This is a genomic window from Arthrobacter sp. Y3223065 (assembly GCF_059090885.1).
On the sequence record NZ_JBNHGC010000001.1, the window covers coordinates 272,339 to 287,189 of the forward strand.

Here is a 14,851-nt window from a genome sequence, read left to right on the forward strand (position 1 = left end):
TTCCAACGGCTCCGAAAGCGCCATTGGGATATGGTGTAATTGGCAACACAACGGTTTCTGGTACCGTCATTCTAGGTTCGAGTCCTGGTATCCCAGCGCTACAGTCTCCGCTCCGGCGGAGACTGGATTGTGTGGAGCGAAAACTCCACACAAACCTACGGCCCCATCGTATAGCGGCCTAGTACGCCGCCCTCTCACGGCGGTAACGCGGGTTCGAATCCCGCTGGGGTCACGGTCCGACAAGGACAAGGCAGTGCAGGCCTCCAACTGTGCAAGCTATGCGGCCCCATCGTATAGCGGCCTAGTACGCCGCCCTCTCACGGCGGTAACGCGGGTTCGAATCCCGCTGGGGTCACCAACAGCCGGTCCAGGACATCCCGTCCTGGACCGGCTTTTTGTATGCCCCGAAGAAACAGGCCTACGGCCCGCCGTGGCATGCTTGGCGGCTCCTGCTGGCATGATAGGAAACGTGACGAGCAGGTTGCCCGAGGGCCAAGACAGGGGAGCGGCGGACGCCGTCGTGCTGTTGGAACAAAGCCGCGGCTCGCTTGAAGCGATGGAGTTGCCGCTGGACGTTCCAGGTGCCGCTGCAGCCCGCGGCTCAATCGCGGCCGCCATTGCCCAATTGAACGACTACATCCTGCCCCGCTACCGCACGCTGGAAGCACCGCTGCTGGCAGTGGTGGGGGGATCCACCGGCGCCGGGAAATCAACGCTCGTGAACGCGGTGGCGGGCTTTCCGGCCACCCGTGCCGGGGCGACTCGGCCCACCACGCGCCAACCCGTCCTGCTGCACCATCCGAGCGACGGGGCATGGTTCACGGAACGTCGGATCCTGCCCGGCCTCAGCAGAATCACCGGAACACTGGCGACGGACGCTGCCGACAGGCAAGCCGACAATCCGGAACCCGCGGGCAAGCCGGCGGGAACCTCGCTGGTCTTGCTCGCCGACGGCAGCATCCCTGCGGGCATAGCGTTGCTCGATGCACCGGATATCGATTCGATCGCCGATGAGAACCGGCGACTGGCCGGACAACTGCTGGCCGCCGCGGACTTGTGGATTTTCGTCACCACCGCCAACCGGTACGCCGACGCCGTGCCGTGGGCGCTGCTCCTGGACGCCGCACAGCGGGACATCGAAGTGGCGGTCGTCCTGGACCGGGTGCCGGAAGAAGTTGAGCGTGAAGTCCGCGCCGACCTGGCCGGTCTGCTGCAGCGGCAGGGTCTTGCAGCGGCCCGGCTGTTTGTCATCCTCGAGTCCAGGCTGGATGAACAGGGCATGCTGCCGGCCGGTGCCGTCGATCCCATCCGGGCTTGGCTCCAGGAACTCGCCGCTGACGCCTCCGGCCGCGCAGACATCGCCCGCCGTACCCTCGGCGGGGCAGTGCGCTCACTGGCCGCAACGGTCGGGGCGGTCGCCGATGCCGCGGATGACCAGCATGCCGCCGGCCAGCGACTGCGCAAGGTTGTGGAAGACGCCTACGAGGCCGCGACCACGCGGGCTCTCGCGGCTACTGAGGACGGAACGCTCCTCAGGGGCGAGGTGTTGGCGCGGTGGCAGGACTTTGTCGGCACCGGAGAATTTTTCCGGGGTATCGAGAGCGGCATAGGCCTGCTGCGGGACCGGATCGGCGCGTTCTTTTCCGGCAAACCCGCTCCCTCCGTCGAAGTCGAGGAAGCCATCGAGTCCGGGCTGCAGGCCGTCGTCGTCGAGGCAGCCGCGGCCGGCGCGGAGGAGGCCGACACGCGCTGGCGGACGGACCCGGCCGGGCAGGGCCTGCTCGGCCGCGAAGATTTGTCGACGCCCAGCGCGGGCTTTGCGGATGAGGTAGCGCGTGAAATCCGGGCGTGGCAGGCAGACCTGCTGGACTTGATCCGCAGCGAGGGCGAAAGCAAGCGCTTCACCGCACGCATGCTCTCCTTCGGAGTAAACGGCCTCGGCGTAGCGCTGATGGTGGTGATTTTCGCGGCCACCGGAGGCCTGACCGGTTTGGAAATCGGCGTGGCGGGCGGAACGGCCGTGGTGGGCCAGAAGCTGCTGGAAGCGGTCTTCGGCGAGGACGCCGTGCGCAGGCTGGCGCGCAAGGCCCGTGCCGAGCTGCAGGAGCGCACGCGCAGGCTCATGCGCGCCGAAGCGGAGCGATTCCTGTCCCGGATCCCGGATGTGCCGCAGGCAGGGACCATGCGGGCACTTGCGGAGCGACTGCAGGCCTTGGGAGCAAAGACGGACACGGGAGCGTCGGATTGAGCCGCCACCGGGGACAGCCCGAAACGTCCCTGTTGCAGGCACGGCTGGATGCCTTGAACACTGCCGCCGGGCTCGCCGCGGGCGTGCTGCCGGAAGCGGAACTCGCACCCATCAACGAAGTCCTGGAACGGGCCAGCACCCGCCGTTCCTTGTCTGCCGAGCACACCGTGGTTGGGTTATTTGGTGCGACGGGCAGCGGGAAGTCCTCGCTCTTCAACGCCGTATCCGGGACGCATTACGCCACTGTGGCGGCACGTCGTCCCACCACGTCGGAAGCTTTGGCGGGAATTTGGGGAACCGCCGGCAGCGAACCGCTGCTGGACTGGCTGCAGGTGGCCAACCGGCACGTTTTGGACGACGGGTCGTTCGGCGGGCACGGCGGCCTGATCCTGCTGGACCTGCCGGACTTTGATTCCACCGCCGTCGAGCATCGCGCCATTGTGCAACGGTTCGTCGGCCAGGTCGACGTGCTGGTCTGGGTGCTGGACCCGCAGAAGTACGCCGATGCAGCCGTGCACCATGGGTTCCTGCGGCCGCTGTCCTCCCACGATGCGGTGACGTTGGTGGTGCTGAACCAGGTGGACCGGCTGGCCGAGGGACAGCTGCAGCCGGTCTTGGGTTCGCTGAGGGAGATTCTGCTGCGAGACGGGCTCGGCCGGGTGGAGGTCTATCCGGTCTCCGCCACGACCGGGACCGGCCTTGAGGAGCTGACGGCAGCAATCACGGGCTTCGCCGACAAGCGGCAGGCCGCAGCGGAGCGGCTGCTCGCCGACGTCAGAAAGGCAGCCCAGGCGCTGGCCGTCGAACCGGAGGCGGAGCCGGCCGGCGTCAGCAAGGCAGCCAGGAGCATCTTGGCCGAGCAGTTGGCCCAGGCGGCAGGAGTGGATGCGATCAGCGACGCCGTGGGGGCCTCGTACCGGCGGCGGGCCCACGCCCGGACCGGATGGCCGGTGGTCCGCTGGCTCGGGAAGCTGCGCCGCGATCCGCTCAAGCGGCTCAACCTGGACCGCAAGGACGTCAATCCGCTGCTTAACCGCTCGTCGATGCCGGCGCCGGGCCCCGCCCAACGGGCGCAGGCCGACAAGGCCATCCGGCAGTTCGCCGACCGCGCCGGTGAAGGCGCCGGCGCCCCTTGGCGCGCGGCCATCCGGCGGGCAGCACGGTCCGCGGAGGAGACACTTCCGGACGACTTGGACCAGGCCCTGGTGGGCACGGACCTGCGCTCAGACCGCGCGTCGTGGTGGTGGCCGGTCTTCGGGCTGCTCCAGTGGCTCGCCCTCGCAGCCGCCTTGGCCGGAGCGCTCTGGCTCCTGGGCATCGCGGCCCTGGGGTACCTCCAGTTCGTGGTGCCTGAGACACCAACGGTCGAAGGCTTCCCGGTGCCGACCTTGTTGCTCACCGCCGGGATTCTCGCCGGGGTGGTGCTGGCGCTGGCATCCGGCCTGATCTCACGTTTCGTTGCCCGCGCCCGCGCCTCAAAGGCACGACGGCGGCTCCGGGACGCTGTTGCGCGGGTGGCGGAAGAGCGGGTGGTACGGCCTGTCGAAGAGGCGGTGGCCCGGCACCGGGAATTCAGGCAGGCAGTGCTGAAGGCGTCGGGAGAATGACATCCGCGGGGAAGCCGCGGGGCCATGGAGCCGGCAACAGACGAGATACAAGGGAGAACGCAAAGATTGGCCGCTGACCTGACTGTCAACGATCTGGACGAAGGGTCGCTTCTGGACAGGATTTTCCCCCGCCTCGGCCCCGCCAACGTCCCGGTCGGCCCAGGCGATGACGCTGCCGTTATCGACGCACCCGATGCCCGGACCGTCATCTCGATCGACACGTTGGTCCAGGATCAGGACTTCCGGCTTGAGTGGCCCTCCGGGTACCGGACGACGGGCTACGACGTCGGGTGGAAATCCGTGGCGCAGAACCTCTCGGACATCAATGCCATGGGGGCCGTGCCAACGTCCCTGGTCATCAGCCTGACCCTGCCCGGTGAGACGCCGGTGGCGTGGGTCGAGAGCCTGGCCGACGGCGTGGCGGATGCCATGCGCAAACTGGGTGCGGACCGGTGCTTTGTCGTCGGCGGTGATCTTGGCCGCGGCGAGGCGCTCGTGGTCACGGCTGCCGTCACCGGGGACCTCGAAGGGCGCCGCCCCGTACTGCGCGGCGGTGCGCGTCCCGGCGATGTCGTCGCCGTGGCGGGGACGCTCGGGCGGGCGGCGGCTGGATTACGTCTGCTCGAAAGCACACATTTCAGCGAAAAGGCCCCGGCTTCCCTGCAGGCGCTGGCTGCGACCCAGTCCCGGCCCGTGCCTCCGCTGAGCGCCGGCCCGGCCGCGGCAGAATCCGGCGCCACCGCCATGATGGACATTTCCGATGGCCTGCTCCGCGATGCCTCCCGGTTGGCACGCGCCAGCCGTGTCGCGGTGGACCTGACGTCGGCACAGTTGCAGCACTTTTCCGCACCGCTGGACGAGGCGGCCGCTCTGTTGGGCGCGGACCCCATGGACTGGGTCCTCGGCGGCGGCGAAGACCATGGCCTGCTCTGTACCTTCCCCGCCGCACGAGCCCTGCCGGGGGGATTCGCCGCCATCGGCGTGGTCCGCGGCAGCGGATCGGCTCCGGTGACCCTCGACGGCATCCCCGCCCAGGTCCGGGGATGGGACCACTTCCGGGGCTGAAGCCTGCTAGTCGTTGGTCTTCTTCAAGGCTTCGGTCAGTTGGGCGGCCGCGTTGCAGACCACCTCGGCATGCAGCCGGCCGGGTTGCCGCGTGAGCCGCTCGATCGGCCCGGAGATGGAAACTGCGGCAATGACACGCCCGGACGGACCGCGGACCGGGGCCGAAACAGACGCCACGCCTGGTTCGCGTTCGCCGAGGCTCTGGCCCCAGCCGCGGCGGCGCACGCCGGCGAGGACCGTCGGGGTGAAACGCGCCCCATGAAGTCCTTCGAGCAGCCTTTCGTGGTCTTCCCACGCCAGCAGCACCTGGGCGGCGGAGCCGGCCTTCATCGAAAGCTGCGTCCCAACGGGAATGGTGTCCCGCAATCCGATCGGCCGCTCGGCCGAGGCGACGCATACCCGCGAATCGCCCTGCCGGCGGAAGACCTGGGCGCTTTCACCCGTGGCATCGCGGAGGTTCATGAGCACCGGGCCGGCAGCTGCTATGAGCCGGTCTTCGCCCGCGGCCGCGGCCAACTCGACCAGCCTGCTGCCCAGGACGAACCTGCCTTGCATGTCCCGGCTGACCAGCCGGTGGTGGACCAGCGCCAGGGCGAGCCGGTGGACGGTGGGCCGGGCCAGCCCGGTGGCGGCAACCAATTGCGCGAGGGAAGTGGGCCCGGCCTCCAGGGTGTCCAGCACCATGGCCGCCTTGTCGATGACGCCGACACCGCTTGGATTGTCCATAAGCTGATACTCCCATCTCAATATGTGAGATGCAAGTCCATTGACTGGCGGGAGAGCAGCCGCACTGGAAGAGTTAAAGCACACACTTAGTGCGGGCCTCCCGGCGGGAGGATAACCCTGCGTTGGTATTGATGGAGGAGATCTGGCCATGGCCGGTAACACTGCGGGCAAGACGCTCGCCGAAAAAGTCTGGGATGCACACGTCGTGCGCCGCGGCGAAGGTGAAGGCGCGGCGCGCCAGCCCGACCTCCTCTTCATCGACCTTCACCTGGTGCATGAGGTCACGTCGCCGCAGGCTTTCGAGGGGCTGCGCCTGGCGGGGCGCAAGCTGCGCCGGCCGGACCTGACCATCGCGACCGAGGACCACAACACCCCCACGCTGGATATCGACAAGCCCATCGCCGATCCCACCAGCCGCACCCAGATTGAAACGCTTCGCACCAACTGCCGGGAATTCGGGGTCCGCCTGCACTCGCTCGGGGACGCCGAGCAGGGAATCGTGCACGTGGTGGGGCCCCAGCTGGGACTCACCCAGCCGGGCATGACCGTGGTGTGCGGCGACTCGCATACCTCCACCCACGGCGCGTTCGGTGCGCTGGCTTTCGGCATCGGGACCTCCGAAGTAGAGCACGTCATGGCGACGCAGACGCTGTCGCTGAAGCCGTTCAAGACGATGGCCATCAATGTTGAGGGCGCACTGCGCCCCGGCGTCACCGCCAAGGACATCATCCTGGCGGTCATCGCCAAGATCGGCACCGGCGGGGGTCAGGGGTATGTGCTGGAGTACCGTGGCTCCGCCATCCGGGCACTGAGCATGGAAGCCCGGATGACCATCTGCAACATGTCCATCGAGGCGGGTGCCCGCGCCGGCATGGTTGCGCCGGACCAGATCACCTTCGACTACCTGAAGGGCCGTCCCCACGCCCCGGAGGGAGCCGACTGGGACGCCGCCGTCGAAAACTGGCAGACGCTGCGTACCGACGACGACGCCCCGTTCGACGCCGAGGTCTTCCTGGACGCCGACACGCTGGAGCCGTTCGTCACGTGGGGGACCAACCCTGGACAGGGCGTTTCCCTGTCGGAAGCCGTGCCGTCGCCCGACGACTTCGCCGACGAAAACGCCAAAGCCGCGGCGGAACGTGCTTTGGCCTACATGGGTCTCGAAGCCGGCACCCGCATGAAGGACATCCCGGTCGACACCGTTTTCCTGGGCTCCTGCACCAACAGCCGGATCGAGGACCTGCGCATCGCGGCAGACATCATCCGCGGCCGGGCCAAGGCGCCGAACGTGCGCATGATGGTGGTCCCCGGCTCCGCCCGCGTCCGCCTGGAAGCAGAGGCCGAAGGCCTGGACAAGGTGTTCAAGGAGTTCGGTGCCGAGTGGCGGTTCGCCGGCTGCTCCATGTGCCTGGGCATGAACCCGGACCAGTTGGCACCGGGGGAGCGCTGCGCGTCCACGTCCAACCGAAACTTTGAAGGCCGGCAGGGCAAGGGCGGACGGACGCACCTGGTATCGCCGGTAGTGGCGGCGGCCACTGCAGTCCGGGGCACGCTGAGTTCCCCCTCGGACCTGGGCCCGGTCAACAACGACGCCGTATCGCGGCCTGCTGCTTAAGGAGCCTGAACAATCATGGAGAAGTTCACCACTCATACCGGCATCGGCGTCCCGCTGCGGCAGTCCAACGTGGATACCGACCAGATCATCCCGGCGGTGTACCTCAAACGGATCACCCGGACAGGCTTCGAAGATGCCCTCTTCGCGGCCTGGCGCAAGCACGAGGACTTCATTCTCAACCAGGAGCCGTTCAACCGCGGGTCCGTCCTCGTGGCCGGCCCGGATTTCGGTACCGGTTCCTCGCGCGAACACGCTGTCTGGGCGCTGAAGGACTACGGGTTCCGTGTTGTGCTCTCCTCCCGGTTCGCCGACATCTTCCGGGGAAACTCCGGCAAGCAGGGCCTGCTCGCTGCCGAGGTCGCCCAGGATGACATCGAGCTGATCTGGAAGGAACTGGAGAACCACCCGGGCACCGAAATCACGGTGGACCTGGAGTCGAAGACCGCCATCTGCGGAACCATCACCGCCCCGTTCGAGATCGACGACTACACCCGCTGGCGACTGCTCGAAGGTCTGGACGATATCGGGTTGACCCTGAAGCATGAGGCGGAAATCACCACCTACGAAGCGACCCGGCCATCCTGGAAGCCGAAGACCCTCCCGGCCAAAGTCTGAGGACACGCGCCCTGCCCCGAATCGGCGCCGTCGAGGGAACCGTTCCGGCTCCGTCGGCGGCGCTGATTTGCACCTGAGACTGCATCATGCAAGGCACCGGCCGGCCGCAGGGAAAGCGCCGGGCTCGTACCCCGTTTATTTCAGAGTGGTCACGGATTGCCAATATGCTTAGCTGAGGCCTTGGCGCAGTTCGGCGCTAAACTAGCTTGAGGAAACAGGTATTCATGGCAAGTGTTTTGACCATTCGTGGTGGCGTTCCGTTGGCGGGGAAGGTGTCCGTCCGCGGTGCCAAGAACCTGGTTCCCAAAGCGATGGTCGCGTCCTTGCTCGGCGGAGACGCGTCGGTCCTGCGGAATGTGCCCGAAATCAGGGACGTGGAAATCGTCACCAGCCTGCTCCGGCTGCACGGCGTCGAGGTGTCCAAGGACGCGGTGACCGGTGACCTCACGCTTGACCCCACCAACGTCAAGACAGCCCACATGAAGGACATCGACGCCCACGCCGGTGATTCCCGTATTCCGATCCTCTTCTGCGGGCCCCTGATCCACGCGATCGGCGAAGCCTTCATCCCCGACCTGGGCGGCTGCCGAATCGGCGACCGGCCCATCGACTACCATCTCGACGTGCTGCGGCAGTTCGGCGCGATCGTGGACAAGCGGCCCGGTGGCATTGCCATCTCCGCACCCAGGGGATTGAAGGGCGCGAAGCTCACGCTGCCGTATCCCAGCGTGGGCGCCACCGAACAGGTTCTCCTGACCGCAACCCGCGCCGAAGGCATCACGGAACTGAGCGGCGCCGCCATCGAGCCGGAGATCATGGACCTGATCGCCGTGCTGCAGAAAATGGGCGCCATCATTTCGGTCCAGACCGACCGCGTCATCCGTATCGAGGGCGTCACCGAACTGGCCGGGTTCAACCATCGCGCGTTGCCCGATCGCAACGAGGCAGCGTCCTGGGCTTCCGCCGCCCTGGTGACGCAGGGAGACATTTACGTCGAGGGGGCCCATCAGGGCGATCTCACCGCCTTCCTGAATACCTACCGCAAGATCGGCGGGGCGTTCGACATCGACGACGACGGCATCCGCTTCTACCACCCGGGCGGGAGCTTGTCTCCGCTGGTGCTCGAGACCGACGTCCACCCCGGCTTCATGACGGACTGGCAGCAGCCCCTGGTCGTTGCCCTGACGCAAGCCGAAGGCGTCTCGATCGTGCACGAGACCGTCTACGAGAACCGGTTTGGATTTACCGAAGCCTTGATTCGAATGGGCGCGAACATCCAGGTGCACCGCGAATGCCTCGGCAGCATTCCGTGCCGCTTCGGGCAGCGGAATTTCCTCCATTCTGCCGTCATCTCTGGACCCACCCAGCTTTCCGGCGCAGAAATTGACATCCCCGACCTCCGCGGAGGATTCAGCCACCTGATCGCCGCCTTGGCGGCGGCAGGAACCTCCCGCGTCACCGGCATCGAACTCATCAACCGTGGATACGAACGCTTCCAGTCAAAGCTGGAGGGCCTCGGCGCGGATTTCGACGTCGAGTAGGCGGCCATGGGAGCAGACTCCAAAGAGCGGGTGGTCATCGGCGTCCTCGCCGGCGCAGTCCGGCCGTTCCTGAACCTGGCACTCCGGCGCAACTGGACGGGGACAGAGAATTTCCCCAAGGACCGGGGATTCATCGTCTGTCCGAACCACAACACGGAGATCGATCCACTGGTGGTCGGCCATTACGTCTACAACCAGGGCGCCCTTCCGCATTTCCTGGCGAAGGCCTCGCTGTTCAAGATTCCCGTGGTCGGGCAACTGTTGACGGCGGCCCGGCAGATACCGGTGGAGCGAAGCAGCTCGGGCGCAAACCGTTCCCTGGACGCCTCGCGCGAGGTGCTCGATGAAGGCGGTGCCGTGATCATCTACCCCGAGGGGACGCTGACCCGGGATCCGGATCTGTGGCCGATGCGCGGGCGCACCGGGGCGGCAAGGCTCGCCCTGCAGACCGGCGCACCCGTCATTCCGGTTGCGCACTGGGGTGCCAACGAACTGTTGCCCCGCTATGCGAAGAAGCCGAGCCTTTTTCCGCGCAAAACGGCACACGTCACGGCCGGACCTCCGGTGGACCTGAGCGAATTCAGCGGCTTGCCGATCACCAGGACCGTTCTCGAGGCTGCAACGAATAGGATTATGGACAGCATCACGGCGCTGCTGGCCGAAGTACGCGGCGAGGAAGCGCCTGCCGTCCGCTGGGATCCTTCTGCTCACGGTCAAAGCGCCATTGGCAGGGACTTTGGTTCCGGCGAGCCGGTGCATACAGAAGAGCTACCGCCCGAGGAGAAGTTGTGACCGCACGCCCCGACCTGCCTGCCAACATCGCAGTTCTCGGAGCAGGAAGCTGGGGCACCACCTTTGCCAAGGTAGTCGCGGACGCCCATCCCGAGGTCGAGGTCAGGCTTTGGGCCCGGCGTGCGGAAGTGGCTGCGGAAATCAATTCCACGCACCGGAATGCGAAGTACCTGCAGGACATCGTGCTGCCGGAGAACATCGTCGCTTCGGAGGACGTCGCCAAAGTCCTCCATGGTGCGCCGCTGGTGGTACTGGCGGTTCCCGCCCAGACTCTTCGGCCGCAGCTGGCTTCCTGGAAGCCGCTGCTCGAACCGGAGGCAGTGGTCGTCTCGCTCATGAAGGGACTGGAGCGCGGTACCGATGCCCGCATGAGCGAAGTCATCAAGGAGGAGCTCGGCCTGTCCGACGACCACGTAGCCGTCATTTCCGGCCCCAACCTGGCGCTTGAGATTGCGCGCAAGGAGCCGACCGCGTCCGTGGTGGCCTGCACGGACGACGACACCGCGCAGTGGATTGCGCGGCTGTGCACGGCCAGCTATTTCCGTCCCTACACGAACCCGGACGTGACGGGGGTGGAGATCGGCGGCATCGTCAAGAACATCATTGCCCTCTGCGTGGGAATTTGTGACGGCAAGGGCATGGGTGACAACACCAAGGCGACGGTCATCACCCGCGGACTGGCCGAGACCACCAGGCTCACCCTTGCCCTCGGGGGCGAGGTCCAGACGATGGCCGGGCTGGCGGGGCTCGGCGACCTGGTCGCCACCTGCGCGTCGCCGCTGTCGCGCAACCATACGGCCGGACGGCTCTTGGGCGAAGGCCTGACCCTCGACCAAGTAACGGAACGAATGACCCAAACAGCCGAAGGCATCAAGTCCGGCCGGGCCGTACTGGATCTGGCCACCAAGGTGGGCGTGGACATGCCGATCACCGAGGCAGTGGTTGCCGTCCTGGAGGGGCAGGTTTCCGTTGAGGCGCTGGCGCCACGCTTGCTGACCCGTGAACTCAAATCCGAAGGTGAACTCCAGTGAACGACGAAAGCGTGCCCACCGCGAACGCTCCGGCTCCGCGCCGCAAACCCCGCGTTGCCGTCCTTTTCGGCGGGCGGTCCAGCGAACATTCCGTGAGCTGCGTCACCGCGGCCGGGGTTCTCGGGGCCATCGACAAGGACAAGTACGACGTCGTTCCCATCGGCATTGCGCGCAACGGCCAGTGGGTCCAGGTCGCCGATGATCCGGCCCAGTGGTCGCTCGCCTCGGGAAAAATGCCGGAGATCAGTACGTCCGCCGAACCTGTCATGCTGGCCAGCCGGCGGGACACGCCGGAACTCATGGTTGCGCCGGCCGCGCAGGTACCGCAGAGCCTGGGGAACGTGGACGTGGTGCTGCCGCTCCTGCACGGGCCGTTTGGCGAGGACGGAACGCTTCAGGGGTTGCTGGAAATGGCCGATGTCCGATACGTCGGCGCCGGCGTGCTGGCCTCTGCCGTCGGCATGGACAAGCACTATATGAAAGTGGTCTTCGAATCGGCCGGCCTCCACGTCGGCCCCTATCAAGTCATCACGGACCGTCAGTGGCAGCAGGACCCGGAAGCGGCGCTCGAACGTCTGGGCACGCTTCAGTTCCCGGTCTTCGTCAAGCCGGCCCGGGCAGGTTCTTCCATGGGCATCACCAGGGTCGCCGAGCCGGGCGGCCTCCGCGCCGCCGTGGAAGCTGCCCGGGAACACGATCCCAAGGTTGTTGTCGAAGCCGGCATCATCGGCCGCGAAATTGAGGTAGCGGTGCTGCAGGGCCGGGGAGTGGAACCCACCCGCACCAGCCTGCCCGGGGAAATCGCCGTCCAGCCCGGCGGGCATCAGTTTTACGATTTCGAGGCGAAATACCTGGACGGTACGGCGGCTGCGCTCAGCTGCCCGGCGGATCTGCCCGCTGACGCCACGGAGAGGGTACGCGAGCTCGCCGCGCAGGCGTTCGACGCGCTCGGGGGAGAGGGGCTCTCCCGGGTTGACTTCTTCTACACGCCGGACGGCGAGCTCATTATCAACGAGATCAACACCATGCCCGGGTTTACGCCCATCAGCATGTATCCGCAGATGTGGGCGAAATCCGGGCTGCCTTATACCGAGTTGATCGACGAGCTGCTGTACCTGGCGCTCAACCGCAAGACCGGTCTCCGTTAGGCAGGCTGGCTACCGGACGTCGGAAATGCTCAGGCACTCCCGTTCCTGGGGGATTTCAGCCGCAGCCGCCGAGAGGTCCATCAACACGCTGCTCTCGGCTACGTCGTCGGGCCTGAAAATCAGTTCCGTGGCAGGGGTGCGCCCGTAGGTTGTGGCCGTCCAGTAGCCGTTCTCACCTTCGCGCAGCACCCAGTCGACGTCGTCGACCGAGACGCATTGGTCCGTCGTAGGGCCCGGAACCTGCACCCCGCACCGCAGGATTACCTGGGAAGGGTCCCCCCAGGCGGCCGTAGCCTGGCTGCTCGTCTCCCGGCGTGGGAAATCGGCGACGTACTGCGGGAGGATGACCATCATCGGTGCGCATCCGGGGTTTGCCGCGTCCGGAGCCGCGTCGACATTAACAACCGGCGAGCAAGCAGACGTAAGGGCAACGGTTGCCGCTCCCAGCAATAATCCGAGGGAGAAGCGGCGTGGCGAAATCATGCGCGGCATAGGTCCAGTTTACGGTTGTCGTAGGCAATGAGGCTAAAATGAACAGGTTGCCTAAGTTGGGAAGGTCGATCCGTTGACTGAAGAATCGCATTATCCGGACTATGATTCCGGGCGCCGCCTGCGTCAGGGGCGGAAAAAGAATCGTCCTGTCTTGATTACCATGGTGACCCTGTTGGGTCTCGTTTTGGTGGCAGCGATCGTAGCCGGTGGCTACCTCTTCAACTTGGCGAACACTTTTAATCAAGAGACCCAAACCATCGATAGCGCCTTTCCAGAAGACGGGAACCGCCCGGAGAAGAACGATGACGGGTCGATGAACATCCTGTTGATGGGTTCCGACAGCCGCAACGCCCACGACGGGGAGAACCTGTCTGGAATTTCGGATGGCGGTCGCTCGGACACCATGATGCTCATGCACATCCCTGGCAACAAAGAGGCCGTCTACGTCATGTCCGTCATGCGGGACACCTGGACGGAGATCCCCGGTTACGGCGAGCATAAGATTAACGCCGCTGCAGCCTTCGGAGGAGTGCCGCTCACAGTTGAAACGTTTGAGGGACTTCTCGACACCCGCATCGACCATGTAGCCATCATCGACTTTGCCGGTTTCCAGGCTTTGACGGACGCCTTGGGCGGAGTCCAAATTAACAATCCCATGGCGTTCCAATCCAGCGGTTCAATGGGAGAGTTTTTTCCCCAAGGGGCACAAACCCTGGATGGTGAGTCGGCCCTGAAGTTCGTCCGGGAACGTAAGGCCTTCAGCGACGGCGATTATCAGCGTGTTAAAAACCAGCAGCTTTTCGTCAAAGCCATCATGTCGCGCTTCCTGACAGCGGATACCCTGACTAATCCCGGCCGAATTGCTGACGTAGTCTCCGACTTCTCGCCGTACATCAGCGTCGATTCAGGGTTCGACGCGGTTACCGCCGGTTCCCTGGGCTTCGGCCTCAGGAATATCCGCACGTCGGACGTCCACATGTTCACGTTGCCGACCCTGGGTACCGGAACGTCGGCGGATGGGCAATCAATCGTGGTCAAGGATGAAGTAGCAATCGCGGAGGTCACTAAAGCGTTGAAATCTGGCTCGATGGACGATTACTGGGCGACCTCCGAAGCCGCTGGATAGGATCCGATGTGAAACTCGCGAGGACATCGGCGACAGTATCGCTTGTCGCCGTCTTGCTGACCGGGGGAGCCGCATCGGCGGCCGTTGCATCGGAGTTCACCGTGAGGCCGCCCGTCGTCCTCATCCAACCGGAAACAAATGAGTCCGTCGTGCCCGAACCGGCAGCGCCTGGGATTCAAAATCCTGCAGCGCCGCCGAGTCCGGCGCCCGCACAGCCGGAGCCGGAACCGGCACCGGAACCGGGCAATCAAGAACAGGATCCAGTTGAACCTTCGCCGGCCGAACAAGGCGCCGATGCCGAACAGGAGTTAGATCCCGGGACCGGGCCCGCGGTCGATCCCGTTACGGGCTACTACTTGGATCCGGTGTACGGCCTGCCTATCCACCCCTCCACTGGATATTTGATGCACCCGGCCACCGGGCTGTTGTTCGTGCCCAACACGGATTACCTGATGGACCCCGTAACGGGGGATTACTTTGACCGGTACACCCTTCTCCCAGTGGAAGGTACAAAGACCGCCGAACCCAACCCTGAGAAATCTGAGCAGCGCAAAAAAGACAAGGAGTCTGAGTCAGCTGCCAGCCCTGCGCCGACGTCGGAGCCAAGTCCGTCTTCCACGGCAGAAGCAGCGGCTTCCGGGGACGGACCGCCCTTGGCCGGACCGGAGGAAAGGGCCTCTAGCGTAGGTTCATCCCCCTTGCTGCGCGCGAGCGTGGCGGCGGGCCTGATCGCCATCGGCATTCTCTACTACCTGCGGTTGCGTGGCGGCCGCAAACCAACTCTGCAACACGGCGTCCATCCGGGCGCCTAGTCCCGCCACTGCGCACCAGTCTCAAGTTTTAGG

Annotated in this window: 13 protein-coding genes and 3 tRNA genes; 14 read left to right on the forward strand and 2 right to left on the reverse strand. The window is 65.6% G+C overall.

The window, feature by feature from the left end:
- Positions 1-24 precede the first annotated feature (24 nt).
- From AC5RUK_RS01240 to AC5RUK_RS01265, 6 genes are all read left to right on the forward strand, one after another.
- A tRNA-Gln gene (locus AC5RUK_RS01240) sits at positions 25-96 on the forward strand.
- 63 nt (positions 97-159) lie between these two features.
- Positions 160-232: transfer RNA gene (locus tag AC5RUK_RS01245), tRNA-Glu, on the forward strand.
- 50 nt (positions 233-282) lie between these two features.
- Positions 283-358, forward strand: a tRNA-Glu gene (locus AC5RUK_RS01250).
- A gap of 99 nt (positions 359-457) precedes the next feature.
- Complete coding sequence (locus AC5RUK_RS01255) at positions 458-2,248, forward strand: dynamin family protein (protein ID WP_494151164.1); 1,791 nt, start codon at positions 458-460, stop codon at positions 2,246-2,248.
- Positions 2,245-3,855 (forward strand): GTPase, encoded by a 1,611-nt coding sequence (locus tag AC5RUK_RS01260; protein ID WP_494151165.1) that lies wholly within the window; start codon positions 2,245-2,247, stop codon positions 3,853-3,855. Before AC5RUK_RS01255 ends, AC5RUK_RS01260 begins: the two co-directional genes overlap by 4 nt.
- 24 nt (positions 3,856-3,879) lie before the next feature.
- Entirely contained in the window at positions 3,880-4,920 is a 1,041-nt protein-coding gene (locus tag AC5RUK_RS01265; protein WP_494151166.1) for a thiamine-phosphate kinase, read from the forward strand.
- Positions 4,921-4,926: 6 nt separating this feature from the next.
- On the opposite strand, the gene AC5RUK_RS01270 is transcribed toward AC5RUK_RS01265, so the two are convergent.
- Positions 4,927-5,646 carry an IclR family transcriptional regulator gene (locus tag AC5RUK_RS01270; RefSeq protein WP_494108538.1) on the reverse strand — a complete coding sequence of 240 codons (720 nt, stop codon included), beginning with the start codon at positions 5,644-5,646 and terminating at the stop codon, positions 4,927-4,929.
- A 148-nt stretch (positions 5,647-5,794) separates the two neighbouring features.
- Here AC5RUK_RS01270 and leuC point away from each other — a divergent pair, with 148 nt between their 5' ends.
- From leuC to AC5RUK_RS01300, 6 genes are all read left to right on the forward strand, one after another.
- Positions 5,795-7,261: a 3-isopropylmalate dehydratase large subunit gene (leuC, locus tag AC5RUK_RS01275; protein WP_494151167.1), complete on the forward strand. Its 1,467-nt coding sequence runs from the start codon at positions 5,795-5,797 to the stop codon at positions 7,259-7,261.
- A gap of 15 nt (positions 7,262-7,276) precedes the next feature.
- Entirely contained in the window at positions 7,277-7,876 is a 600-nt protein-coding gene (gene leuD, locus AC5RUK_RS01280) for a 3-isopropylmalate dehydratase small subunit (protein WP_494108536.1), read from the forward strand.
- Positions 7,877-8,100: 224 nt separating this feature from the next.
- The gene (murA, locus tag AC5RUK_RS01285) at positions 8,101-9,417 is read left to right on the forward strand and encodes a UDP-N-acetylglucosamine 1-carboxyvinyltransferase (protein ID WP_494108535.1); all 1,317 of its coding nucleotides are present in this window, start codon (positions 8,101-8,103) and stop codon (positions 9,415-9,417) included.
- Between the two features lie 6 nt (positions 9,418-9,423).
- Positions 9,424-10,209, forward strand: coding sequence for a lysophospholipid acyltransferase family protein (locus AC5RUK_RS01290; RefSeq protein ID WP_494108534.1), 786 nt, complete (start codon positions 9,424-9,426; stop codon positions 10,207-10,209).
- Positions 10,206-11,240, forward strand: a complete 1,035-nt coding sequence (locus AC5RUK_RS01295; protein ID WP_494151168.1) for an NAD(P)H-dependent glycerol-3-phosphate dehydrogenase — start codon at positions 10,206-10,208, stop codon at positions 11,238-11,240. Before AC5RUK_RS01290 ends, AC5RUK_RS01295 begins: the two co-directional genes overlap by 4 nt.
- A gap of 11 nt (positions 11,241-11,251) precedes the next feature.
- The gene (locus AC5RUK_RS01300) at positions 11,252-12,388 is read left to right on the forward strand and encodes a D-alanine--D-alanine ligase family protein (protein ID WP_494151523.1); all 1,137 of its coding nucleotides are present in this window, start codon (positions 11,252-11,254) and stop codon (positions 12,386-12,388) included.
- A 9-nt stretch (positions 12,389-12,397) separates the two neighbouring features.
- Here the strand turns inward: AC5RUK_RS01300 and AC5RUK_RS01305 are convergent, their stop codons facing one another.
- Complete coding sequence (locus AC5RUK_RS01305) at positions 12,398-12,880, reverse strand: DUF3515 domain-containing protein (protein ID WP_494151169.1); 483 nt, start codon at positions 12,878-12,880, stop codon at positions 12,398-12,400.
- A 73-nt stretch (positions 12,881-12,953) separates the two neighbouring features.
- On the opposite strand from AC5RUK_RS01305, the gene AC5RUK_RS01310 reads away from it, so the two are divergent.
- Positions 12,954-14,006: an LCP family protein gene (locus tag AC5RUK_RS01310; RefSeq protein WP_494151170.1), complete on the forward strand. Its 1,053-nt coding sequence runs from the start codon at positions 12,954-12,956 to the stop codon at positions 14,004-14,006.
- 8 nt (positions 14,007-14,014) lie between these two features.
- Positions 14,015-14,818, forward strand: coding sequence for a hypothetical protein (locus AC5RUK_RS01315; RefSeq protein WP_494151171.1), 804 nt, complete (start codon positions 14,015-14,017; stop codon positions 14,816-14,818).
- The last annotated feature ends 33 nt before the right edge of the window (positions 14,819-14,851 follow it).